The sequence below is a fragment of the Phocaeicola coprophilus DSM 18228 = JCM 13818 genome (assembly GCF_000157915.1).
GTDB classification, from domain to species: domain Bacteria; phylum Bacteroidota; class Bacteroidia; order Bacteroidales; family Bacteroidaceae; genus Phocaeicola; species Phocaeicola coprophilus.
In genome coordinates, this window is the sequence record NZ_EQ973648.1 from 25,389 (window position 1) to 49,365 (window position 23,977).

A 23,977-nucleotide genomic window follows, 5' to 3' on the forward strand; every position below is an offset into this window, starting at 1 on the left:
AAGAGATGAGGGGAAAACTGTTTTTGATCGGATGTCTGCTGCTGACGGTTATTCTGGCAGCCTGTCATTATCGGATTGCGGAGACCGTCGTCCCGGCTGAGGGAAGGGAAGGAGCGGACTCTCTGGTGACCGACAGCTGTCTGTATTCGCTGAATGCGAACTTTCAGGTGACGGCAGACACTTTGTGGCTGCACCAGCTGCCGCTCACCGATTCAATTCCGGTTTGCCGGGATGATGAACTGGTGGTGGCTGAAATATCCGTTCACAGCGAAGACACGATCGGCCAACGGTGGGTAAAAGTGGCCCGCGATCAGTCCACGATCGGCTGGGTACGCGAAAAGGACTTGCTGAAAGAGGTTGTTCCGGTCGATCCGATTTCCCAGTGCATCCATTGGTTCAGCAGTTCTCACGCCTTGCCTTTCTTCATCATACTGGGTGTGTTTTTTCTGGCTTACGCTTATCGGGCGGTTCACCGGAAACAGATCCGTCTGATCTGGCTGAACGACATTGACAGTGTTTTCTCGATCACGCTTTCCTGGCTCATGGCTGCTGCTGCGACGCTATATAACAGTCTGCAGCATTTTGTGCCTGAGACCTGGGAGCGTTATTACTATAATCCGACACTGAATCCTTTTGAACTGCCGTTTATTTTGTCGTTGTTCATCATCAGCGTGGCGCTGATCCTGCTGGTATCAGTGGCATTGCTCGACGATCTTTTCCATCAGACTTCGCTGGAGGTTGCCTTCTTTTATCTGGTCGGTCTGGCAGCCTGCTGCATTTTCCTTTATATCTTTTTCACGATGGTCTGGATCTGGCTGGCTTATCTTTGCTTTGTGGCCTACACAGCCTGGTGTGTGTCCCGTCTTCGGAAATCGGGAGCCTATCCTTATGCCTGCGGAGCCTGTGGCGCGAAAATGCGGACAAAAGGAGTCTGTCCGCATTGTGGTGCCATCAATGAATAGTGTCTTCTTCCGTTCCGTTGAAAGGAGCCGTCAGTTCGTCAATTAGTCTGGTATATCTGCTTCCGCATTGCTGGAGCCGCAGCCGGGCAGTCTGTGCGGTATGGAGGTAGCGTGTAATCGTTTTCTCCTCAACCGGCATGCCGCAGCGGAGAGCATTCTGGAGTCCGTCGCTTTGTGCATAGAGAATCCGTACCAGCTCTTCATCACAGGCCAGCAGCCGTTCCGGTGACAGGGTGAGATACCAGTCTGCATATTGGGTCCGGTCGGTATACCAGTCCATCCAATGCCTGATTCCCATGGAAGTTTCTCCCAGCAGCTGGTAAAGTATGCCGATCCGGTCGGAGTAACCATATTTGTCGGTCTGTACGGCGGGATTCCGGATCTCCTGGCAACAGCGGTCGAGCAGGCGGCGGGCCCGCAGGGTATCTCCTTGCTGATAAAGACATTCGGCAGTTTCCGTCATGATGCGTCGCAGGGAAAGTACCATCCGGATATTGGTTTCGTCCAGATACAGATCCGGGTCGTCCAGTCCTCCGTACCGGAATTTCTCCATCAGGTTCCGGTAAGTTTTGTCCGTATTGATGGCAGCTCCGGCAGCCACAGCATCGTAAGGTACGATGCGTTGTGCCAGTCCTTCCTGTACCAGATTGCGGCTGATGTCCAGATATTCCTCGATTCTCATCGTGGAGGCGACGTAGAGCGGGCGTTCCCAGTTGCACGAACTGATCAGATCAATCAGCATCAGGCTGGAGCGGGTCAGGTAGCCTCGTCCTTTCAGACGGATGATCATGGTATCGGGGATTTCTGTGCCTTCGGGAATCAGCATCCCTGAACGGCATACTGCCTCTTTGTCTACCGGGATATGGATTTCGTCCGTCGGAATACAGCGTAAGTCGGCTTTGTCGCTTGTAAGCCAGTGGCGGACAATGTTCTTCCATTCCCAGGGATCTTCCCCGAAAGGATTTTCATCAGGATGCTCCCGATAGAAAGTTTCAATTTGTTCTTTCAGGCGGATAGCAGTTCCGTTTTCATCCTGCCCGACAACAGGATTTACGCTGACCGCATCATTCACTCCGTCCCGGTAATAAGCCCGCGGAATGGAGAAGGGAAGTCCGGGCGAGCTGTAGGCCGGACGTTTCATCTGGTCTGCATACCAGCCTCCGCTCAGATACATCAGGTTGCAGACACGTGTATCGGTGCGTATGTTTTCCACTTCAGTGCTATACCACAATGGGAAGGTTTCGTTGTCACCGTTGACAAACAGAACGGGGTTTCCTTTCTCCTGCAATGTGTACAGGTAATTCTGTCCCATGTCATGGCAGACCATTCTTCCGCTGCGGTCGTGGTCATCCCATGTCTGGCTTGCCATTTGCAGGGGAATCAGGATTCCCACTATTCCGGCCAGAAGAACGGCAGCCGCCGGTTTCAGTTTCCGTTTCAGCAGAGCAGCAATGCCGGCAACTCCCATTCCGGTCCAGATGGCAAAGGCATAAAATGAACCGGCGTATGCATAGTCCCGTTCACGCGGCTGGGTGGGGGCCTGGTTCAGGTAAAGAATGATGGCCAGTCCGGTCATGAGAAACAATAGCAGGACGATGTTGAACTGCTGATTTCCTTTCTGTCCTTTTCGCAGCTGCCAGCAGATACCCAGTAAGCCCAGCAGCAAAGGAAGTCCGTAATATACGTTGCGTCCCTTGTTGTGTTTCTGCGAGTCGGGTAAAGCCTCCGGGGCACCGGTGAGATGCCGGTCGATGAAGGAAAAGCCGGTGATCCAGTTGCCGTGATCCGGTAGTCCGTTTCCCTGTACATCGTCCTGTCGGCCTACAAAGTTCCACAGGAAATAGCGGATATACATAAAGTTGACCTGATAAGTCAGGAAATAACGGAGATTATCCCAGGCCGAGGGAATCTCTATGGAAGTCATTTCTCCGGAAGCCTTGTCATAATAGGTTACGGTTTTTCCCTGCATGGTTCCCAGCCAGCTCTTATAAGCATCGGCATACTGGTCGTTATACATACGGGGAAACCATACGCAGGTTTCCGGCTGATATAGCGGTTTGAGTTTGTGTCCGGTTACTACATATTCGTGCCGGGTATTGTCAGCAGTCCAGTCTTTCCGCCGGTATTGCGGTTTTGTTTCCTGATAGTCGTAGCTGAGGTATCCGTCTTTTTCCTTGAGAGCCCGTGGAGAAGCGAAGGTCGGTCCGTACAGAAGCGGGGTGTCACCGTACTGTTCACGCCCCAGATAGTCTTTGAGCGTGAAAGGGTCTTCGGGCGATTGCTGGTCCATCGGCGTATTGGCGGCCGACCGGATCAGAATGACGGCATACGACGAATAACCGACGGTCATCATCAGCAGACTGAAGCTTAGTACATGAAGTATGCGCCATGCAGCTCCTTCCGGATGTTGCCTGAGATAACGCCGGAGCAAAAAGAGACATCCGAAGGCAAGGATGGCTGAAAGCAGCACGGTAAAAAGAGTACTTCCCTGCATGGTGATGCCCAGCAGCAGGAGACTGAGCAGGAAAGTGAGGCTCATGCGCATCGGATGACTGGAACGGATACTTTCGGCACAGCTCCAGATCAGGACTCCCATCAACAGCAGCACATAGAGCAGCATACCGGAGTTGTAGGCTGCATGAAGGCCGTTGACCAGAGCCAGTTCGAATTGTCCGGCCACTTTCATCACACCCGGAACAATACCATAAAGCACGAAGGCTACCAGCAGACAGGAAAGGAACAGGGCCAGTAAGGTACCTTTCAGGGTAGGCTGTTTCCATTTCCGGTAATAGAAGAGCAGTCCGGCAGCCGGAATGCAGAGTAGATTGAGCAGATGAACCCCGATGGACAGACCGATGAGATAGGCCAGCAGGATCAGCCAGCGGTCGCTTCGGGGAGAGTCGGCTTCTTCTTCCCAGCGCAACATCAGCCAGAATGCTACGGCCGTGAAGAAGGAAGAGAAGGCATAGACTTCACCTTCCACCGCGGAGAACCAGAAGGTATCACTGAACGTATAGACCAGCGCACCGGCAAATCCGCATCCCATGACCAGAAAGATCTGTTCGGGCCGCAGGTTTTCTCCGTCTCCGTTACCGGCAATCAGCTGCCGGGTGAGATGAGTGATGGTCCAGAACAGAAACAGGATGCAGCCGGCACTCAGCAGGGCATTCATGATATTAATAAGAAGAGCAATTTGTGCAGGATCTCCGGCCAGTTGGGAAATGACATTACCGGTCAGCATGAAGAACGGAGCACCGGGCGGATGACCGACTTCCAGTTTGGCTGCCGAAAGGATGAATTCCGGACAATCCCAGAAGCTGGCAGAAGGTTCTACTGTCAGCGTATAGGCGGTGGCGGCCAGGATAAAAGATATCCATCCGCACACACGGTTGATGGTTCGATAGGATCGCATAATCAATCAGTTTGGTTTATGCGACAAAGTTACTCCGGATTGAAGAGACACTCAAGCAAGGGATGCGGACATTTAATGAGTCCGTTATCTTTTTCTACTTATTGATAATCAATAGGTAATGTCTGAACTGTCAAGGACGGGCATGCGGACATTTGTCCGTTTCCCTATCCGCAGGAGGCTGCTTCTCTGCAGGATGCTGATGGTAATTCAGCTTCCATTTTCTTCTGGATTCGGAACTTGGCCTTCGTGACAGATCCCGGTGAGATTCCGTAGAATATGGCCATTTGTCCGGTTGTGAATCCCAGGCGCATGAGGTAACAAAGTTTCCGGTCACGTCCGGTCAGTCCTTTTATTTTCCGGATCGTCTGAGAATATCCGTCATAGAGAATATCCATGAAACCAATCAGAACCTGCCAGTCCTCCTCGCTGGAGACAGGCATGAAAGCCGGTTTGTTTTTCATCCGGTTCAACAGCTCCACGGCTTTCAGACTGTTTTCGGAAAGCAGTAACTGTTCCCGGTTACGGAGAGACTGCTCCTTTTCCCGCATCTGCTGTTCCTGTTGCAGGTAGTACGCCAGTTCTTCGTGGAGCAGGCGGTTTTCTTCGAGCGAAGCGTGGCTTTCTTCCAGCGTCCGTTGCAGTTCCCGGATATGTGTATGGCTGTTGAAAAGTTCGGTCTGGTAGTTTTCGATTTTCTTCCGGTTTTCGTCCAGCAGACTTTTGAACCACTGGATTTCTTTTTCCCGGCGTTGTTCTTCGTGCTTTTTGCGGCGGTAGGTGATGAACAGCAGGGTGAGCAGAAGCAAGATGATTCCCAGTCCGACAGACAGATGAGTCAGTCTTTCATTCCGGATCCGTTCAGCCTGCAGCTGAGCCTTTTGCTGTTTGTAGCGTGCCTCCCAGTTCAGCAATTGCTCACGCTCGTACAGTGAACAGATGGAATCTTTCTGTTCGGCAAGGATTGATGAAGTCAGCCGGGTGCTTTCGGAAAGAAGGCGGGAAAGGTTGTTTTTGCTTGCAATCTGCTGGCTGAGTTCCTTAAAATAGCGGGCGGTGTCTCCCTGATTCAATAAAGTATAGTCGAGGCTGAGCCGGCTGGTCGTTTCGTACAGAAGCCGATGATCTTCCGTACGTTGCGCAAGGTTGTAGCCTTTCCGATGGTTTTCAACAGCCTTCTCATAAAGGCCGTACCGGAAAAGCAGATCGCCTAACTGATTGTATGTATTGGCTTTTAACACTGTATCCCGTTCTTCTCCCAGCAGATCCAGGGCATCCCAGTAGCAGATCAGTGCCTGTTTGACCTTGTTTTCCTGTTCAAACCGTTTGCCGTCCTGCAGTAGCTGATGTACCTGGGTGGCAGTATTTTTACCGGAAGAACTTTCCTGCGGCGCACAGGAAGTAATTGTGATTGTCCATAACAGGAAAAACAAGTAAGGAAGGATTTTCATGGTAATTGTTTTAATTCCGAACAAAATTAGAAAAAAATCGGAATATCCGGACTTTAAATCAGTTGGAATCTGTTGTTAAAGTTCAGGCGAAGATCCCCCTGTAACAACGGGACATCTTCGCCTGGGCATCATGGAAAGATTTATTCAAAATCACTTTGCTGCTTCTCCACCTCTTTCAGTTTCAGACGGTTCAGCTCCTGCTGTAGCTGGTGGATCCGCTTTTCACAGTCGGATGTGCCAACGGACGTACTGGCAGAATTGCGTACATCTTTTGTTTCAGCTTCCCTGACTTCTTCCGGATTGGCAATGAGCGGATGAGCCGCCTTACGGGTCGGAATGATCAGTTCAGCCGATACGGGGGTATGTTTCCCTTGCCATACCACGGACGCACGCACTTTGATCTCTCCGGGAGTAGTCGTTGTGCGAACCAGTACAGGAGCTGTTCCCCACAAAACAGGACGCGGATTGGTAAAGGTTTCTTCATTGGCAATTAACTGGCCCGGACCTTCGATTTCAAACTGAATTTCATAATTGTTCAGGCGTTTGATATTTCCGTTATCGTCGCTGACTGCTGCGATTACCGTTACGATATCGGAACCATCGGCTGTGGCCTGTGCCTGTTCATCGTCTGCCCATAACAGGAGTTTGGAAGGACGGCGTGAAGGCATAACCTTATGAGTAGCCACTACCTTTCCGTCGATCAGCCCTTCTGCAAGCAGATAAGAATCGGCATGCTTCCGGTCGCGTGCCAACTGTTTGTCATGCATCACATCGAATACATCCTTGAACGCAATAATGGGTGAGGGCATTCCTTCCTTGGTCTGCGGCTTGTGGTAAGTTTGTGTCTGGCCATCTTTGCAGAAAGTCAGGCGGACTTCTTCGCAATTGCTGTAGACTGTGACATCTTTGGGCGAGAAAGGAGTCATCGCATTGGCAATGTACACCATCGGTCCGTTGTCGGCAATCAGTTCCGGATTTTTTTTGAGCCGGTCTTTGAGAGCAGAACATATAATAGGAAAGTTTAGGCTGGCGGAAAGCATCCATGATTCCTCCGTAGAACGGATCGGGATGATATCCCCGCTGATGGTCGAAAGAATGCCAGAGACATCCGCCGACATGCTGTCTCGGATTGCGGTAAAGAACATCGTAGCATGTGTATGGATAATCTGTTTTGGCATATCCTTGTGCCTGGACGAGCATCGGTACTTCTCCCCATCCCCGGTTGACACGGCTGGGAGAGTTATGGGAGTTCCAGTCGTCTACATTGTCTCCCCATTCCCGGGTGAAATAACTGATATTGGGATCGAGTTTATCTGTATTGAATGCCCCTCCCATGCCGTTTAGCGGGTGAGTAAACTGAACCGGGAAGTATTCGTGTCCCAAAGCCGTGACATCACATCCGGCATAACAATATGGATAAGGGTATTCTTCTTTGAGGATATTGACTACATTCTTGGCGAATTCTGCCGGATACCAGGTTTCATTCAGAATCGGTTCCCACATCCATACCGAAGGATGGTTGCGGTCACGGCGAACCATGTTCCGGATGTCGCTGTATACCCGTTCGGCAAAAATCGGAGCTTCGTTCCAGAACTGCCATCCCGGAGTATTGACGATGACGAAAAGTCCCAGTTCGTCACAAGCATCCATGAAGGCCGGATCCTGCGGATAATGGGCATTCCGGATGACACGTAAACCGGCGTCACGCAATTTCTTGGCATCTCGCCAGTGAAGACTGTTGGACAAGGCATTGCCGATTATGGCAAAGTCCTGGTGACGGTTTGCTCCGATCAGAGGTTCCGGATAAGGTTTTCCGTTTAACCAGAATCCGTCTTTTCCTTTGAATTCAATGCTTCGGATACCGATACGGCGACTGTATCCGTCTGTCACATGACCGTTCTTGTCTTTTACATAGACACGCAGCGAGTAAAGGTACGGAGAGTCGGGTGACCACAGGTGAGGATTTTCTACCTGAGTCTGGACAGAAAACTGACGTGCCTTTCCTTTGCCGACGGACAAGCTTTTTTCCTGCGTAAATATCTGTTTCCCTTCCCGGTCCCATAATTCATAGACCAGTTTTCCGTTGAAGGACTTTCCGGATTCGTTACGGATGTGTGCATCCATTCTGATTTTTGCAGACTGGTCAGATACCTGGTCGTAAGAAACGAAAAGTCCTCCTCCTGCTGTTTCATTTTCATAGTTGGGATCAGTGATGTACACATCATTGTGTGCAATCATCCAGCAATCCCGGTAAATACCGCCGAAGTAAGCAAAATCGAGCATGTCCTGAGTCTTTCCCGGCGGATAAGACGGGTCGTCACTATTGTCGGCCCATACGGTGATAATATTGTCTTCACCATATTTCAAAGCTGAGGTAACATCTACGATTACCGGCAGAAATCCTCCAAAATGTTCTTTGAGGAGTTTTCCATTCACCCAGACTTTTGATTTGCCCATGATGGCTTCGAAGTGAAGGAAAAGCTTTTTTCCTTTCCAGGATGTTTCGGGAGTAAAGTGTTTCCGGTACCAGACTTCTCCTTGATAGTTGATGCATCCGCTGGCTTCGGCAGGCAGGTATTCTATTCCGTCGGGCAGTGATACAACGTTCCATTCCCGGTCGTTGTAGTCTGTTTGTTCAGCTCCTTCTGCTGCTCCTTTGTGAAAGCGCCATCCGGGATTCATGCTATAAACGGTTCGTCCGGTATTCGGCAGCTCATAGAAACCCGCAGTAGAATAAGTTGGCTGATAGTCAGCTCGGGCTGTCAGGGTAAGGAAAGCCCATAAACAGACTGTCAGTAATTTCCATGAAACAAAATGTGATTTCATAAGCAATAGGGGTTAATAAGAGAATGTTTTTTATTTTCAAAAGTAATAGATTAATATGAATATATTCGCGTTTTTAGTTTTTTTATAGTTCAGGCGGTAAGTTACTTATTAAAAAAGTAGCTTACCGCCTGAACTATAGTTGAATTAGGATAAAAGCAGATTAGAATCTGCAGCGGATATCGACACCTACCTGTACGGGGCGTCCTTTCTGTGCAAATCCGCGGCTCATTGTTTCAAAGTAGAAAGCCTGATAGTCCTTGTTGAGTGCATTGTTGACCCAGAAAGCCACCTGACCGTTTCCTTTGTTGAAGCTGACACGTCCGTTCAGTGTTCCGTAAAGAGCCTGGCTGACATCGTTCTTTTCTGTCCAATAAATGCGTCCCGCTGCCCGATAAGCTGCATTGACTGTAATGTTGTCCAGAAAACTGTTTTTCTTCAGGGCAAAAATATATTCTCCCCCTACGGTAAAGGTATGTTTCGGAACGAAAGGTACATAATGTCCGTTGTAGCTCACTTCCTGTTTTTGTCCGTTGATCCGTTCTTCGGTTACATAGTCGGTAAAGGTTGCATAGGTATAACCGTAGTTACCGTTGAGGCTGAACGCATCTGTGATTTGTGCCCGTAAGGCAACTTCACCTCCCAGGCTTCTGCTCTTTCCGGCATTGACCGTGATACGTCCAAGTCCGCTTTCTGCGAAACGGGACAATTGCTGGTCGCGTGTGCTCATATAGAACAGAGCAAGATCAGTTTGCAGCTTGCCGTTGAACAGCGTCAGATGAGAACCGATTTCATAGTTCCATGAATATTCCGGCTTGTAGAGTGTCGTTGCCTGAATATCGGTCTCTCCACTGGCAGACATTCCTTCCAGAATACCGATGACTTTCTGCTTGATGTCATCTCCGATCATGGGGACGTTGTTGATAACAGGAATTGTAACATCAGCAACGTCTTTCATCATACTGCTTTGCATGTCATTCTGCAACAGGTCTGAAAACATCTGGATGTTGTATCCACCGGAACGGTATCCCTTTGTGGCACTGACATAGATGTTGTTTCCTTTATCGAAGTTGTATTGCAAGGCTATTTTAGGGAGCAACTGTACATAGTCATGGCTGAGTTTTCCCTGATAGTTGTTCCGGCTTTCAAAAGACTGTTCCGGTATCATGGAAATTTCTTTGTTCAGCGGTTGTAGAACTCCACTTAATGAATAGGTATGTGTGAATTCACATCCGGTATCGTATTTCAGACGCAGACTTTCATAGTCAAGCCGTAAACCGGCTGTCAGAGAAAGTCCTTCCAGTCCGAATAAATCATTGAAAGTGGACTGATGAAATACGGCTCCGTTGAGGATCGGAGTATCGAAACGTCCGTTAATCGGGAGTTGGGATCCGTTGATTTGATCGCTGAATTGGAACTTCATGCTCATGGGACCCATCTGGATTTGCGGCATGTAGCGGTTGGCGTTGGTGTTGATCGTCTGGTTCAGCCAATTGACTCCGTCAGCCTGGAAAGTTACGGGGGCATTAGTACCCAGCCACTGATAAAAGCCGCTGATACCGGTAGTCCACTGCCAACGTCTTCCTGGTTTTGATTTCAGGACAATTTCCTCAGACAATGTCTTGGAGTTCTGTTTCTGCATCATGGTATACAGGTCTTGTTCGGTGAAGTCCTGATCCAGATTCATCTGGTCATATAAATACTGGAAGCCGGTAACACTGCTCAGGATAAAGTTCTCAGCTTGATGTTCCAGATTCAGTCCGGTATTCAGCAGGTTCCGTTTGTATCCACATTCATTATTATAAGCAATTTTTCCAATATACTCTGCCCGGTCTTCTTCTCCTTCTACTTTACCGGTGTATTCATAGGGATATCCTCCCTGGTTGGTATATTCATAATTGACGGTAAAATCCAGTTTCAGATTTTCTTTCGGAAGCCAGATTGCACGGATTCTTCCTCCGAATTCGTCGTCCGTATCAATCCGTTTGCCAGTCAGGCTGTTTTTGAAGAAACCTCCGTTGTGCTGATAAAACAATCCTACAGAAAAAGCAAAATGAGGAGAAATCCGGTGATAGTGTGTCAGTGATGCCTTGTAGTCATTGTAGGTAGCTCCGCTTAACCGAAGATCTGTTCCCTGATAGGTAAAAGGTGATTTGGTAAATACTCGGATCAGACCGCCCATAGTGTTACGGCCATATAAGGTTCCTTGCGGACCTCGCATGACGTCGATACGTTCAATATCCGAATAATTGAAATCGAAAGCTGATTTATCAATAAACGGAATGTTATCAACATACAATCCTACAGCCGGGGTGTTGATACGTGAACCTATACCACGGACATATACGGAGGTAGTCAGTTTGGAACCATAGTCAGGGATAAAGAGATTAGGTACCAGACCGGACAACGATTTAACAGAGGTTACGGCATTTCCCCGCATTTCATTCTGCGAGAAAGAGGTAGCCGAAAGAGGCTGTTGTCTCAGGCGGCTGTTTTCTTTAGGGGTTGCAATGACTACTATTTCTTCGATGTCGAAAACTTTTGTAGTGTCTTTGGGGAGTAACTCGTCTGTAGGGGAGCTGAAAGCCACTTGTGTGCTTATGCCAGCCAGCAGGGCAAGGGTAATACGTCTTTTCATTCTGTCTCAATCAGTCGTTTAGTAATTCGGCTGCAAAGTAACGGCTATTTGATGTGTTATGCAATCCTCATTTATTAGGATTCCTTTATGCATAAGCTATATGAATATCCGGCATTCGGCACTGTTTATTGAAAAAGCAGAGACTGAATTTATTCCGTCTGAACTGATAAAAAGGATCTTTATTGTTGCTATCGTTTTCTGGAAATTGTTTTAAATGCTGTCGGCTTCGATATAACCACGCATAACTGCATAGATAGCCAGTCCGGAAACCGATTTTATGCCTAACTTTTCGGTAATATTTTTCCGATGAGAAATAACGGTTGTCAGACTGATGTTGAGTTTATCTGCAATTTCTTTATTGATCAATCCTTTGGTGATCAGCACCAGAACTTCGATTTCCCGGGGAGAAAGTTCATGCTCAGTATCCTGTTGTTGGGTGGAAGGATGCGGATGCATGCTATGTCCATATTTGCGGAGCTGCATGATAGCCTGTACCAGCTGATCCTGTGGCAGACAGATATTCAGTGTAGGAACTCCGTTCAGAGCAGGTTGTTCTCCTACGGCAAGAACGATAGCCCGGGGACGACGATTCAGAAAGAAGCTGGTGTGGGCAAAATAAATTTGAGCTGACACGAAATAGTGTGCATACATGTCGGGGGTGTCATCGATCAGGGCTTCAAAAGTTGAGAAGGAACGGATGACAGCATTGGGAATCAGTTCTTCGAGAATGATTCTCAGTCCGATACTTGTAAGAGTATTGGGTTCTATGATTGCAATTTCCGGAGTATGTAGCATGGCATAAGTCTTTAATAAATAATGTATCCCAGAATACCGCAGATAACGATAAGCAGGATCGGATTAACTTTGTAACGAAACGATGCAATGAAAGCACCGATAAAAAGCAGAATGCTGACTATTACCTGCCAGGAATCATTCCCGAAGTTTTCTCCATTCATCAGTACCAGTGCGGCAGCTGCCAGCAGACCTACTACTCCCGGACGAAGCCCATTGAATACGGCAGCTACGGAAGGATGCTTCTGGTATTTCAAGAAGAACCGGCTGATGAGAAGCATCAGGATAAAGGAAGGGAAAATAACGGCCAGGGTTGCAATTATGGATCCTGCGATACCGACCAGATGTGAATAGCCGGCATTAACAACGGCTGTATAGCCTACATAAGTAGCAGAATTGATACCGATAGGTCCGGGTGTCATCTGGCTGATTGCGATGATATCGGTAAATTCCGGAGAAGAAAGCCATTCATGCCGGGTTACAACTTCTCCTTGAATCATGGAGAGCATCGCATATCCGCCACCAAATCCAAAAAGTCCGATTTTAAAGAATGTATAGAAGAGCTGTAAGAAAATCATTGTTCCATTTCTCCTTTCTGTTGATTGTTATGTTGGGCTTGCCAACGTCCGTAAATAAATCCTCCCAGTCCGCTGAGAATAATGACATAGACAGGTGAGAAGTCCAGTAACCAGATTAGTCCTGCAGAAACAACAGGTATCCAGATGTTATAACGGTTGATACGTGCTGTTTTGGCCATTTTGAAAGTCGGTGCTGCAATCAGGGCAACCACAGCCGGGCGAATTCCTTTAAATATACTTTCTACAGCCGGATAACTTTTAAATTGTTGAAAGAACAAAGCAATAGCCAGAATGATAAGGAAAGAGGGCAGGATTGTACCTAAAGCCATAGCTAAGGCTCCTCTTAATTTGCGTAACTTATAACCAATAAAGATAGCTATATTTACAGCAAAAATACCGGGTACAGTTTGAGCTAAAGCCATCAGATCCAGAAAATCTTCTTTACTGATCCATTTACGTTTGTCTACCACTTCTGCTTCAATAAGTGGAACCATGGCATATCCTCCTCCGATGGTGAAAAGTCCGATACGGCTGAAGATCAGGAATGCTTTAATGTAAAAATTCATACGTTTTTATTGATTGTTATCCTGTTTCATGTACACACTTGGGGGCATTCCGTAGAATTTCTTGAATGTATCCGTGAAGTATTTCGGATCGGCAAATCCCATGCGATCTGCTACCTCGGCAACGGTATAGCGTTTACTTCTGAGCAATAAGGCAGCTTCCTGCATACGGATGTTACGGATGAAATCTGCAGGAGCGATTCCCGTAAGTGCTTTTATTTTATTATAAAAACTGGTTCGGCTCATGTTCATGGCAGCACATAGAGTATCAACTGTCAGGTCCTTGTCCAGTTTCTCTTTGACAATGGCTGTAACCTCTTGCATAAACTCTTCATCCAATGGGGATAAAGTAGGCTCTGCAGCAGGAACTTCTTCTTCAGGAAGCTGAGTGACATGTTGTTGATAACGGCGGCGGATCAGTTCCCGGTTTTCCAGTACATTACTGATATTGGCCAATAAAACAGTCAGGTCAAAAGGTTTGACTATATACAAATCTGCTTTATTTCCCAATCCTTTTAATATGTATTCTTTGTCTCCCAGTGCTGTCAATAGAATGATCGGAATATGGCTGGTTTCAATATTGCTCTTTAAGTTTTTACATAATTCCTGACCGTCCATAATAGGCATCATGACATCTGAAAGCACTAAATCCGGTTGTTGGTTTTGTATAAGTTCCAAGGCTTCCTGACCGTTCCCGGCACCTTCTACCCGATAAGTCTCAGACAGACTTTGCATAAGAAAGGCCCGAAGAGAAATATTGTCTTCTACAATCAGAATGAGCGGAGCATCCGGATGGGATTCTTTGCCGGCAATAACTCCAGTCTGAGTAGAAGGAGTATTGTCTTGTAACAACACAGAGAAAGTGGTGTTGCTGACAGATTCTTCTGATTTATAAACGTACCGGTTACTTTTGATCGGGAAGCAGAGTTGGAAACTGGTACCTACATTTTCCGTACTCTGGAAGCTGATTTTCCCTTCATGATTCTTGATAAGGCGGTAAGTAAGCAACATACCAATGCCACAACCTGTAATCATTTGATTGGTTGCATTAGCTCCTCGGAACAGATATTTGAAGAGACGCTTCTGGTCATTTCGGGAGATACCTATACCTGTATCTGTTATATTCAGACTCCATGTATTTTTATTATGCGTAGCTTTCAGGGATACTTTTCCTCCTTGAGGAGTGTATTTTAAAGCGTTCGTGATTAAATTCCGTAAAATGGAATCCATTTTATTCTTATCAATCCAGACATCTAAACTTTCAAAATCGCTTTGATAAGTCAAGGTTATGGCATTCTGGATCGCATAATTTTCAAACTGAAGCAGATATGAACGTAAATATTGATTCAGTTCGTATTGAGATACAGTTACCTTGGAACTGTATAATTCTTCTTTCTGAAAGTTGATAAGGTTATTGGCCAGTTCTGATAAGTTATCAGTATTTTGAATAGCCAGATTTATATTGGAAATCCCTTGTTCACTCAGTTGTTCATTCTTTAAGATTTCTCCTAAAGGTGCTTTGATCAGAGTCAAAGGTGTTCTGATATCATGGGCGGTATTGATGAAAAAGTTGATTTTATCTCGTGATGAACGCCGTTCTCGTTTGATCGCCTGATATCGTATTAATGCATAGAATGTTCCAATAATGATTAAGGCATAAATGAGAAATGCCCAGAAGGTAAGCCAAAATGGACGGCCGACAAAAATCTGGATCTCACGTTCTTCCAGTACCTGATGATTGTCAAACAAGATAGCTCTTACCTTTAAGGTATAGTTACCAGGCGAGAGGTTTGTATAACGGATCAGGTTGTTACTTGAAGGAGGAGACCATAAGTCATAAAATCCATCCAGTTTCCAACTGTATAGAATGTTCGAAGGATTATCAAAATTGATAGAGGAAACATTCATAGAGAAGGTATTCTGATTGTACTTCAGTTCAATGTTAGTGGTCTCATTCAATGGTTTGCATAAGGGAGATCCGGGTTCTTGTGGATGTACAGTTTTATACATGATATTCAGATCAGTAAATACCATGTGGCTGGAGAATGTACGGGGAAGCTCAATGCTGTCAGGAATGACGATGGCTCCTTTGCTACTTCCGAATATCAGATTCCCATTTCTGGCATTAATGCCTGCGCCTTGATTAAAGTTTGACGGAACTAAACCTTGTTCTTTGCTCCAGTTGATAAAGATTTGTTCTTTAATATTGAACTGGGACAATCCTTTTTCAGTCCCTAACAAAATATTCCCGTATTTGTCAGGTGCAATGCAATAAATGTTATCTGTTACAAGCCCACTGTTTTTTTCGTTGTAGTGGGTTATTGCATGTGTTTTGTTATTGATGATAAATAATCCATTTCCGTAAGTACCGAAGTAGGTCAGACTTCTGTCGGGCGTTTGATAAATCATGTTGATACAGCCTATTTCTGTGTCTGTATCATAAGGTGTCATACATTTCTTTTGCTTGTCAAAAATGTAAATACCATTGATCGTTCCTACCCAAAGAGTGTTTTCATCCTTGGCAAGTAGCTGTGTAATGGGGTAGACCGTATCATAACGGTAGCGTTTACCATTACTGGGATTGAACATACGTAAACAATAAAATCCGCCAGTCCAGATATTACCGTCGTTGTCACGTAGAATGCTTCGGATGTATTTATCAGGAAGGGGTTCCTCTTCATTGGATAATTGAGAAATGTATCTTACTTGTTGGGTATTTTTATATATCAAATAGATACCGGACATGTATCCTCCAGCCATAACGACTCCTGGTCTGAGTTCGCAGAGTGATATAAAGACGTGATTGTCATTGTGAGCATTCTGATCAAACGATGACAAGTAGTTGCGCCATTTTTTGCTAGTCGGATTATAACAGCTGATGCCATTATTCGTTGCAAACCATGTATCTCCTTCCGAATCCTGCATGATGCCGTTGATTCGGTTATCTACCAAGGAGTTTGTATTGTTACGTGAGTGAGTAATCCATTCGTAGGCAGGGTATTGTTCTGAATATACAGTTAATCCAGTGGGGTAAATAACATTCCAGATTCGATGAGCCGTATCAATATAAATGTCTTTAATGATACTTCCATTCATTTTGTTGGGCAGTTGATAATTCTCTTGCAGGAAGCGTGTACAGTGGTGACTTTTCATATCTAACCAGTATACACCATCTCCGTCGGTGGCTATCAGCACATCATTCGGTGATTTGTAATAAGGTATTATACGATTGATACGAATGTCTTTTAACAGATCCCCCATCAAATCTGCTTTCTGTGACTGAGGATCATATATTAAAAGTCCATTAGCCAGCGTGTTAACGATGAGCTGATGGCTATAAGAATGATAATAGATGTAATTAATAACAGAGATGTTTTTAATTTGAATATCTGTTATTTTCTTTAATGCCTTTTTTTCTAACCGGGTTGCATATATCTTGTTTTGACTGGCCAGATAATATATTCCCTGCTCCTCATTTTCGGTAATAGAGATGATTTCTTCGTTGATAGAGCTTGAAAGCGAGTAACTTTTTTGATTTTGTGTATCGTATATATAGAGTTTTCCTTTGCTGCAGAACCAGATTCTTTTAAAGCTGTCGAAGTAAACAGCTGTAATCGGTTGTTTCTTTTGTAGCGGAAACTGCTTACGCAAATCGAATACTAATTGGAATGTATCCTGTAGTTCATTGAAACGAAAGACATATCCATCTTTACCATATTCCCAAAGAGTTCGGTCAATATCTACATTGATGGTATTTAAGTCAGGATAGAAATTTAAAGGGGTACCCTCTTTCAGAAGTGTATAATGATCAAATTGTTTTCCGTTATATCGGTCAATACCTTTATGGGTTAGTATCCAGATATAGTCTTGTGCACCCTGGCTGATAGATAAAACGCGCTGGCTGCTTAATCCATCTTCCATTCCGATATATTTAAATGTCTGTCCAAAGGATTGAAGTATGGATGAAAGAGCTATAAATAATATGAATACAAATCGATACATAGAGAACTCCGTATGAAGATTGTTGCAAATGTCGGAAAAATAGATGGGTTCTCAAAATGAAAAGCTGATAAATTAGCAATAAAGGAAGTTGGAATAAACAACAAATGCACAAGACTTCATGGTTTTGTATCATGAAGCTTGTGCATTTTATCATTATAGAAGCTATTAGGCTTATGCTTTCTTATGTGCTTCAACCCACTTGCGGGCATTTACGAAAGCTTCCATCCACGGAGTGATCTGGTCTTCGTCTTTGCGGTCAAGCGGATAATATGCGTTTTCCCATGGGAAGCAAGCACGTTCCAGGTGAGGCATCATGGCCAGATGACGGCCGTCCTGGCTGGCGATACCGGCTACGCTGTAGTCTGAACCGTTCGGGTTGCCTGGATATTCATCGTATGAATACTTCAGGACTACATTGTAGTGGTCTTCCGGATAAGGCAATGAGAACTTACCTTCTCCGTGAGCTACCCAGATACCCAGTTTCGAGCCGCTCAGTGAGCCGAACATCACACTTCGGTTCATCGGTACGGTTACACCCAGGAAGTTAGATTCAAATTTATGTGAGTCGTTATGCAGCATCTTGCCTTTCTTCTTGTCTTCCGGAGTGATCAGTCCCAGTTCCATCATCAGCTGGCAACCGTTGCAGACACCCAGTGACAATGTATCTTCACGAGCGTAGAAGTTATCGAGGGCAGCTTTAGCTTTCGGATTGAACAGGAAGCTTCCGGCCCATCCTTTAGCAGAACCCAATACGTCGGAGTTAGAGAATCCACCACAGTATACTACCATATTGATGTCTTCCAGTGTTTCGCGTCCGCTGATCAGGTCAGTCATTGTTACGTCTTTCACGTCGAAGCCTGCCAGATACAGCATGTAAGCCATTTCACGTTCACCATTGGTTCCTTTTTCACGGATGATGGCAGCCTTGATGCCACTCGGTGTACGGCGGTTCGGATCAAGACCGAACTGTGACAGTTTACCGGTGAATGATTTGTCGAATACAAATTCCAGCGGTTGCTGTTTGTAGTTCTCGAAACGTTTCTTGGCACAGCCGTTCATGCTCTGCTTGCGGTCGAGCAGGTAAGAAGTCGAATACCATACATCACGCAGGTAGTCGATACCGAACTGGTAAGTTGCATCGTGCAGAGTCGCCAGAATGTGACGTTCTTCAGTCGGAACACCAATCTTCACATAACCAACACCTGCATCTTCCAGGATCTTCTTGACTTCTGCTTTGTGTTTGTCTGCTACCTGAATCACTACACCCGGATTTTCGGCAAACAGAATCTTCACGATATCGTCGCACTTGATCTTGTCAAGGTTGATTTCCATACCGCCTTCTGTATTGGCGAAACACATTTCCAGCAGGGTAGTGATCAGACCACCGGCAGAAATATCGTGTCCGGCCAGAATCAGGCCTTTGTTCACCAGTTCCTGAACTGCAAGGAATGCATCGCGGAAGTATTCCGGATTCTGTACAGTCGGCACGTCGTCGCCCACCTTGTTGAGTGACTGTGCAAAGGCTGAACCACCCAGACGAAGCTGATCGAAGCTGAAGTCAATATGATAGAAGGTAGACTTTGCTTTGTTGACCATTACCGGAGAAACGACTTTCTTGATGTCAGATACTTCACCACCGGCAGAAACGATAACGGTTCCCGGGCTGATAATCTTTTCACCGTTCGGGTATTTCTGTGTCATAGACAGAGAGTCCTTACCGGTCGGTACGTTGATCTGCAGTTCGCAGCAGAAATCTGACAATGCTTTTACGGCTTTATATAGACGTGCATCTTCACCTTCCTGTGAACGGCAAGGCCACATCCAGTTAGCTGACAAAGAAATGCTGTCCATACCTTCTGCCAGCGGAGCCCATACCAGGTTGGTCAGAGCTTCGGATACTGCCAGTACAGAACCAGCTTCCGGGTTAGCCAAAGCAGCCTGCGGAGCGTGTCCAAGTGCAGTAGCAATACCCTTTTCACCGCGATAGTCGAGAGCAACCACACCACAGTCACTCAAAGGTAACTGCAGCTCACCCTGACATTGCTGACGGGCAATCTTACCTGTTACTGAACGGTCTACCTTATTGGTCAACCAGTCCTTGCAGGCTACAGCTTCCAGTTGCAGCACGCGGTTCAAATATTCATTCAGTTTGGTAACATCGTAAGAAACGTTTTCATAGTGGCGTTCTACAGTCTTGTCCACCATGTAAGTTTTCGGAGAAGAACCGAACATCTGGTCTACGGCCAGATCGAACGGACGTACGCCGTCAGCCTGTTCAAAGGCGAAGCGATGATCGCCGGTTGTTTCACCTACCACGTACATCGGAGCGCGTTCGCGTTCTGCAATCTTGTGTACATGTTCGATAGCTTTTTCGTCAATCAGCAAGCCCATACGTTCCTGAGACTCGTTGGCGATGATTTCCTTGGCTGACAGTGTTTCGTCGCCGATAGGCAGCTTGTCCATATGAATCAGACCACCGCAGTCTTCCACTAGCTCAGACAGACAGTTCACGTGTCCGGCAGAACCATGGTCGTGGATAGATACGATCGGGTTTTCGTCTTCTTCACACAGGGCGCGTACCACATTGTAAGCACGTTTCTGCATTTCTGCATTGGCACGCTGGATAGCGTTCAGCTCAATGCCTGAAGAGTAACGTCCTGTTTCTACAGAAGAAACGGAACCACCGCCCAGACCGATACGATAGTTGTCACCACCCATCACTACAACCTTGTTTCCTGCTTCTGGGCTGCCTTTCAGACAGTCACGTTGTGTGCCGTAGCCCACACCTCCAGCCAGCATGATAACCTTGTCGTAAGCATATTTTTCGTTGTTTTCTTCGTGTTCGAAGGTCAGTACAGAACCGCAGATCAGCGGCTGTCCGAACTTGTTACCGAAGTCAGAAGCACCGTTTGATGCTTTGATCAGAATCTGTTCGGGAGTCTGATACAACCATTTGCGGACAGGAAGAATGTTTTCCCATTCACGTCCTTCTTCTGTACGCGGATAAGAAGTCATGTATACAGCGGTTCCGGCAATCGGCCATGAACCCTTACCACCACCCATACGGTCGCGGATTTCACCACCTGTACCGGTAGAAGCACCGTTGAACGGTTCTACGGTAGTCGGGAAGTTGTGAGTTTCCGCTTTCAGTGAGATGACGGTTTTGATATCTTTGATGATGAAATAATCTGATGTTGAGTGGTCAGCCGGAGCAAACTGTTCTACTACCGGACCTTCGGCAAAGGCAACGTTGTCTTTGTAAGCTGAGATAATCTTATTCGGTATTTTCCTGAGTGGTCTTTTTGATCATCTGGAACAGAGAAGACTCCATTTCCTGTCCGTCGATGATGAAGGTTCCGCCGAAGATTTTGTGGCGGCAGTGTTCTGAGTTGATCTGTGCGAAACCGAATACTTCAGAGTCGGTCAGCTTGCGTCCCAGGTCTTTTTCTACCTTCATCAGGTAATCCATTTCTTCGCGTGAGAGCGCCAGACCTTCCTTTTCGTTATATTCTTCCAGATTTTCAATATATATGATTGGCTGCGGCTTGATGTCCACAGTGAAAATGTCCTGATTCAGCCCGTGATACATACGTTGCAGCATCGGGTCATATTCGGCATTTTCATCTTTGACAGGAAAATATTCTTCGATACGACGAATACCGGTCAATCCCATGTTTTGAGTGATTTCTACCGCATTGGTACTCCAGGGAGTTATCATTTCACGACGCGGACCAATGAAATAACCTTTCAGATTATCTTCCTTTTCTACGGTCGCATTATCGTAGAGCCAGCACAATTTTTTGATGTCTTCAGCGTTGAACTCATTGTTACACGCTGTAGCAATCACACTGTTTGTCGGGGTTCTGAAAAATAGAATCATAGCACTTTAATGTTATTTAAATGATATTTTTATGCTGCTTAAATTGTGTTGCAAAGTTACATAAAAGCCTGTTTGTACGAAAGAAAAAGAGAACGAAATATAGGTACTTTCGTAAAAAAGTATCATATTTGCAGTATGAATTGGATAGAGCAGGTTACAATACTGGATTTATTGGTGAAAGGGTTTATCGTGGGAGTTGTGGTCTCGGCTCCGTTAGGACCTGTGGGTGTGCTTTGTATTCAGCGTACGTTGAACAAAGGACGCTGGTTTGGTTTTGTAACAGGACTGGGAGCTGCTTTAAGTGATATCTGTTATGCTTTACTGACCGGCTACGGAATGAGTTTTATGGACGAACTGATTCTTAAGCATCAGTTGTTTTTGCAGGTAGTTGGCAGTTTGATGCTGCTGGTATTTGGTATCTATACATTCCGGAGTAATCCGGTGAAATCACTTCGTCCTACGTCTGCCAACCGGGGATCTTATCTGCATAATTTTGTAACGGCGTTTTTCGTAACTCTGTCCAATCCGCTGATCATATTTTTGTTTATAGGTCTTTTTGCTCGTTTTTCCTTTGTTATGCCAGGTAGTCCCGTCGGATTTCAGCTGGTTGGTTATTTGGCTATTATTCTGGGAGCATTAACCTGGTGGTTTAGTATCACTTATTTTGTGAATAAGGTTCGGACCCGGTTTAATGTACGAGGTATCTGGGTCTTGAATCGTATTATAGGTATTGTAGTCATGGTTGCTTCGGTTATAGGAATCGTATTAGCATTGACTGGAAAATCATTCTCTTAATCATGTATATTTCTCAACAATTAAAAAAACAAAACATTGCGGAATATCTGCTTTATATGTGGCAGGTAGAAGATCTGATTCGTGCCAACAATTTTGATATGGAGAAGATACGCGAGACCATCGTTAATTCTTATCCTGTGGATGAGGAACATAAAAAAGCGCTGGCACAATGGTATGAAGACCTGATTGCCATGATGCATGATGAAGGGGTTATGGAGAAAGGACATATTCAGATTAACCGGAATGTCATTATTTGGTTGACTGATCTGCATTTACGCTTACTGCGTTCTCCTAAGTTCCCTTATTACAGTGCGGCTTATTACAAAGCACTTCCGTTTATTGTTGAATTGCGTGCAAAGGGGGCAGATAAGGATGCTCCTGAAATAGAGACCTGTTTTGATGCCATGTATGGTGTTCTGATGCTGAAACTTCAAAAGAAGGAAATAAGTGAAGATACTCAAAAGGCCATTAAGGTGATAAGTGATTTGTTGGCTATGCTGTCCGGTTATTATGCAAAGGACAAAGCAGGTGAACTGGATCTTGATTAGTAGAAATTTTTGATGAATATGAAAAATGTATTGATAACAGGTGCAAACGGACAGCTGGGTAATGAGATGCGTTTGCTTGCCGAAAAAAATACAGGTTATCATTATTATTTCACAGATGTTGCGGAACTGGATATATGCGATGAAAAGGCTGTTGCTGCATATATAGAGGAACATCTGATTGATATTGTTGTAAATTGTGCTGCTTATACGGCGGTGGATAAAGCCGAAGACAATGTTGAATTGTGTGATCGTCTGAATCATCTGGCGCCGGGCTATTTGGCTAAGGCCATACAATCCCGTGGAGGAGCCTTGATACAGGTTTCAACGGACTATGTATTCGACGGATCTGCGCATGTCCCTTACGGTGAAGGACAGCCCACTTGTCCGGATTCGGTGTATGGTTCGACAAAGCTGGCCGGAGAACAGGAAGCTTTGAAATATTGTTCTTCCACCGTGATTATCCGGACTGCATGGTTATATTCTGCTTTCGGCAATAATTTTGTGAAGACCATGCTTCGTCTGGGAAAGGAAAGAGAATCCTTGGGAGTCGTGTTTGACCAGGTAGGAACTCCAACCTATGCACGTGATCTGGCTGCTGCAATTTTCACTATTCTGGATAAAGGTATCGTACCCGGTGTTTATCATTTCAGTAATGAAGGAGTTTGTTCCTGGTATGATTTTACAAAGATGATTTTCCGGTTGGCTGGAATTACGTCCTGCCAGGTAAAGCCGTTGCACACTTGTGAATATCCGGCAAAGGCCAATCGTCCGCATTATTCAGTGTTGGATAAAACGCTGATCAAGGAAACGTATGGTGTGGAAATACCTTATTGGGTAGACAGCCTTCAGGAATGTGTGCAGAAGTTATTGACAGATTAATAAAACAGATAGAATAAATAATAGAATGAACGCAGAAATAGAAAGAAGACGAACCTTTGCGATTATTGCGCATCCGGATGCCGGTAAGACTTCATTGACAGAAAAGTTGCTGCTTTTTGGAGGACAGATCCAGGTGGCCGGAGCTGTAAAATCGAATAAGATCAAGAAAACTGCGACATCCGACTGGATGGATATCGAAAAGCAGCGTGGTATCTCTGTAACAACCTCTGTTATGGAATTTGATTACCATGACTACAAAGTGAATATTCTGGATACTCCGGGACACCAGGATTTTGCCGAAGATACTTATCGGACATTGACTGCTGTGGATAGTGTTATCATTGTGGTGGACGGAGCAAAAGGTGTGGAAACGCAGACACGTAAGCTGATGGAAGTTTGCCGTATGCGAAATACACCTGTGATCATCTTCGTCAATAAGATGGACCGTGAGGCTAAAGATCCGTTTGACTTGTTGGATGAACTGGAAGAAGAACTGGTTATCAATGTACGTCCGTTGACCTGGCCGATCGAGAGCGGACCTCGCTTCAAGGGCGTTTATAATATTTATGAACAGAAGCTGAACCTTTTCCAGCCTTCTAAACAGGTGGTTACGGAAAAGGTGGAAGTTGACATTCACACCGAGGAACTCGATCAGCA

The 23,977-nt window shown here is 45.7% G+C and carries 12 protein-coding genes and 2 pseudogenes; 5 read left to right on the top strand and 9 right to left on the bottom strand.

The genetic code is table 11. From position 1 onward, the window contains the following. Positions 1-5: 5 nt before the first annotated feature. Positions 6-962, top strand: a complete 957-nt coding sequence (locus tag BACCOPRO_RS14250) for a hypothetical protein (protein ID WP_008144684.1) — start codon at positions 6-8, stop codon at positions 960-962. On the opposite strand, the gene BACCOPRO_RS14255 is transcribed toward BACCOPRO_RS14250, so the two are convergent. The 9 genes and pseudogenes from BACCOPRO_RS14255 to purL all read right to left on the bottom strand — a co-directional run bounded on the left by BACCOPRO_RS14255 (position 952) and on the right by purL (position 21,098). Continuing rightward, entirely contained in the window at positions 952-4,374 is a 3,423-nt protein-coding gene (locus BACCOPRO_RS14255) for a glycosyltransferase family 117 protein (protein ID WP_008144685.1), read from the bottom strand. The genes BACCOPRO_RS14250 and BACCOPRO_RS14255 overlap by 11 nt on opposite strands. 164 nt (positions 4,375-4,538) lie before the next feature. Further along, complete coding sequence (locus tag BACCOPRO_RS14260) at positions 4,539-5,822, bottom strand: tetratricopeptide repeat protein (RefSeq protein ID WP_008144687.1); 1,284 nt, start codon at positions 5,820-5,822, stop codon at positions 4,539-4,541. A 140-nt stretch (positions 5,823-5,962) separates the two neighbouring features. Then, positions 5,963-8,648, bottom strand: a pseudogene (locus tag BACCOPRO_RS14265) (glycoside hydrolase family 2 protein). 160 nt (positions 8,649-8,808) lie between these two features. Then, positions 8,809-11,283: a TonB-dependent receptor gene (locus BACCOPRO_RS14270; protein ID WP_008144693.1), complete on the bottom strand. Its 2,475-nt coding sequence runs from the start codon at positions 11,281-11,283 to the stop codon at positions 8,809-8,811. Between the two features lie 210 nt (positions 11,284-11,493). After that, complete coding sequence (locus tag BACCOPRO_RS14275) at positions 11,494-12,078, bottom strand: helix-turn-helix transcriptional regulator (protein ID WP_008144695.1); 585 nt, start codon at positions 12,076-12,078, stop codon at positions 11,494-11,496. A gap of 11 nt (positions 12,079-12,089) precedes the next feature. Then, positions 12,090-12,653 (bottom strand): chromate transporter, encoded by a 564-nt coding sequence (locus BACCOPRO_RS14280; RefSeq protein ID WP_008144697.1) that lies wholly within the window; start codon positions 12,651-12,653, stop codon positions 12,090-12,092. After that, the gene (locus tag BACCOPRO_RS14285) at positions 12,650-13,219 is read right to left on the bottom strand and encodes a chromate transporter (protein WP_008144699.1); all 570 of its coding nucleotides are present in this window, start codon (positions 13,217-13,219) and stop codon (positions 12,650-12,652) included. Before BACCOPRO_RS14285 ends, BACCOPRO_RS14280 begins: the two co-directional genes overlap by 4 nt. Positions 13,220-13,225: 6 nt before the next feature. Then, positions 13,226-17,218 carry a hybrid sensor histidine kinase/response regulator transcription factor gene (locus BACCOPRO_RS14290; protein ID WP_008144701.1) on the bottom strand — a complete coding sequence of 1,331 codons (3,993 nt, stop codon included), beginning with the start codon at positions 17,216-17,218 and terminating at the stop codon, positions 13,226-13,228. A 171-nt stretch (positions 17,219-17,389) separates the two neighbouring features. After that, positions 17,390-21,098: pseudogene (purL, locus tag BACCOPRO_RS14295) on the bottom strand (phosphoribosylformylglycinamidine synthase). A 135-nt stretch (positions 21,099-21,233) separates the two neighbouring features. Between purL and BACCOPRO_RS14300 the strand changes: the two are divergent. From BACCOPRO_RS14300 to BACCOPRO_RS14315, 4 genes are all read left to right on the top strand, one after another. Continuing rightward, positions 21,234-21,893 carry a LysE family translocator gene (locus BACCOPRO_RS14300; RefSeq protein ID WP_008144707.1) on the top strand — a complete coding sequence of 220 codons (660 nt, stop codon included), beginning with the start codon at positions 21,234-21,236 and terminating at the stop codon, positions 21,891-21,893. A gap of 2 nt (positions 21,894-21,895) precedes the next feature. Beyond that, positions 21,896-22,441 (top strand): DUF4924 family protein, encoded by a 546-nt coding sequence (locus BACCOPRO_RS14305; RefSeq protein ID WP_008144709.1) that lies wholly within the window; start codon positions 21,896-21,898, stop codon positions 22,439-22,441. Positions 22,442-22,459: 18 nt separating this feature from the next. Next, positions 22,460-23,320 carry a dTDP-4-dehydrorhamnose reductase gene (rfbD, locus tag BACCOPRO_RS14310; protein WP_040311566.1) on the top strand — a complete coding sequence of 287 codons (861 nt, stop codon included), beginning with the start codon at positions 22,460-22,462 and terminating at the stop codon, positions 23,318-23,320. Between the two features lie 25 nt (positions 23,321-23,345). After that, a partial coding sequence (locus BACCOPRO_RS14315) for a GTP-binding protein (RefSeq protein WP_008144713.1) occupies positions 23,346-23,977 on the top strand: 632 nt, incomplete at its 3' end.

Coding starts and splice junctions, on each gene's coding strand:
- BACCOPRO_RS14250 (WP_008144684.1), top strand. CDS start 6: ATGAGGGGAAAACTGTTTTTGATCGGATGTCTGCTGCTGACGGTTATT.
- BACCOPRO_RS14255 (WP_008144685.1), bottom strand. CDS start 4,374: ATGCGATCCTATCGAACCATCAACCGTGTGTGCGGATGGATATCTTTT.
- BACCOPRO_RS14260 (WP_008144687.1), bottom strand. CDS start 5,822: ATGAAAATCCTTCCTTACTTGTTTTTCCTGTTATGGACAATCACAATT.
- BACCOPRO_RS14270 (WP_008144693.1), bottom strand. CDS start 11,283: ATGAAAAGACGTATTACCCTTGCCCTGCTGGCTGGCATAAGCACACAA.
- BACCOPRO_RS14275 (WP_008144695.1), bottom strand. CDS start 12,078: ATGCTACATACTCCGGAAATTGCAATCATAGAACCCAATACTCTTACA.
- BACCOPRO_RS14280 (WP_008144697.1), bottom strand. CDS start 12,653: ATGATTTTCTTACAGCTCTTCTATACATTCTTTAAAATCGGACTTTTT.
- BACCOPRO_RS14285 (WP_008144699.1), bottom strand. CDS start 13,219: ATGAATTTTTACATTAAAGCATTCCTGATCTTCAGCCGTATCGGACTT.
- BACCOPRO_RS14290 (WP_008144701.1), bottom strand. CDS start 17,218: ATGTATCGATTTGTATTCATATTATTTATAGCTCTTTCATCCATACTT.
- BACCOPRO_RS14300 (WP_008144707.1), top strand. CDS start 21,234: ATGAATTGGATAGAGCAGGTTACAATACTGGATTTATTGGTGAAAGGG.
- BACCOPRO_RS14305 (WP_008144709.1), top strand. CDS start 21,896: ATGTATATTTCTCAACAATTAAAAAAACAAAACATTGCGGAATATCTG.
- rfbD (WP_040311566.1), top strand. CDS start 22,460: ATGAAAAATGTATTGATAACAGGTGCAAACGGACAGCTGGGTAATGAG.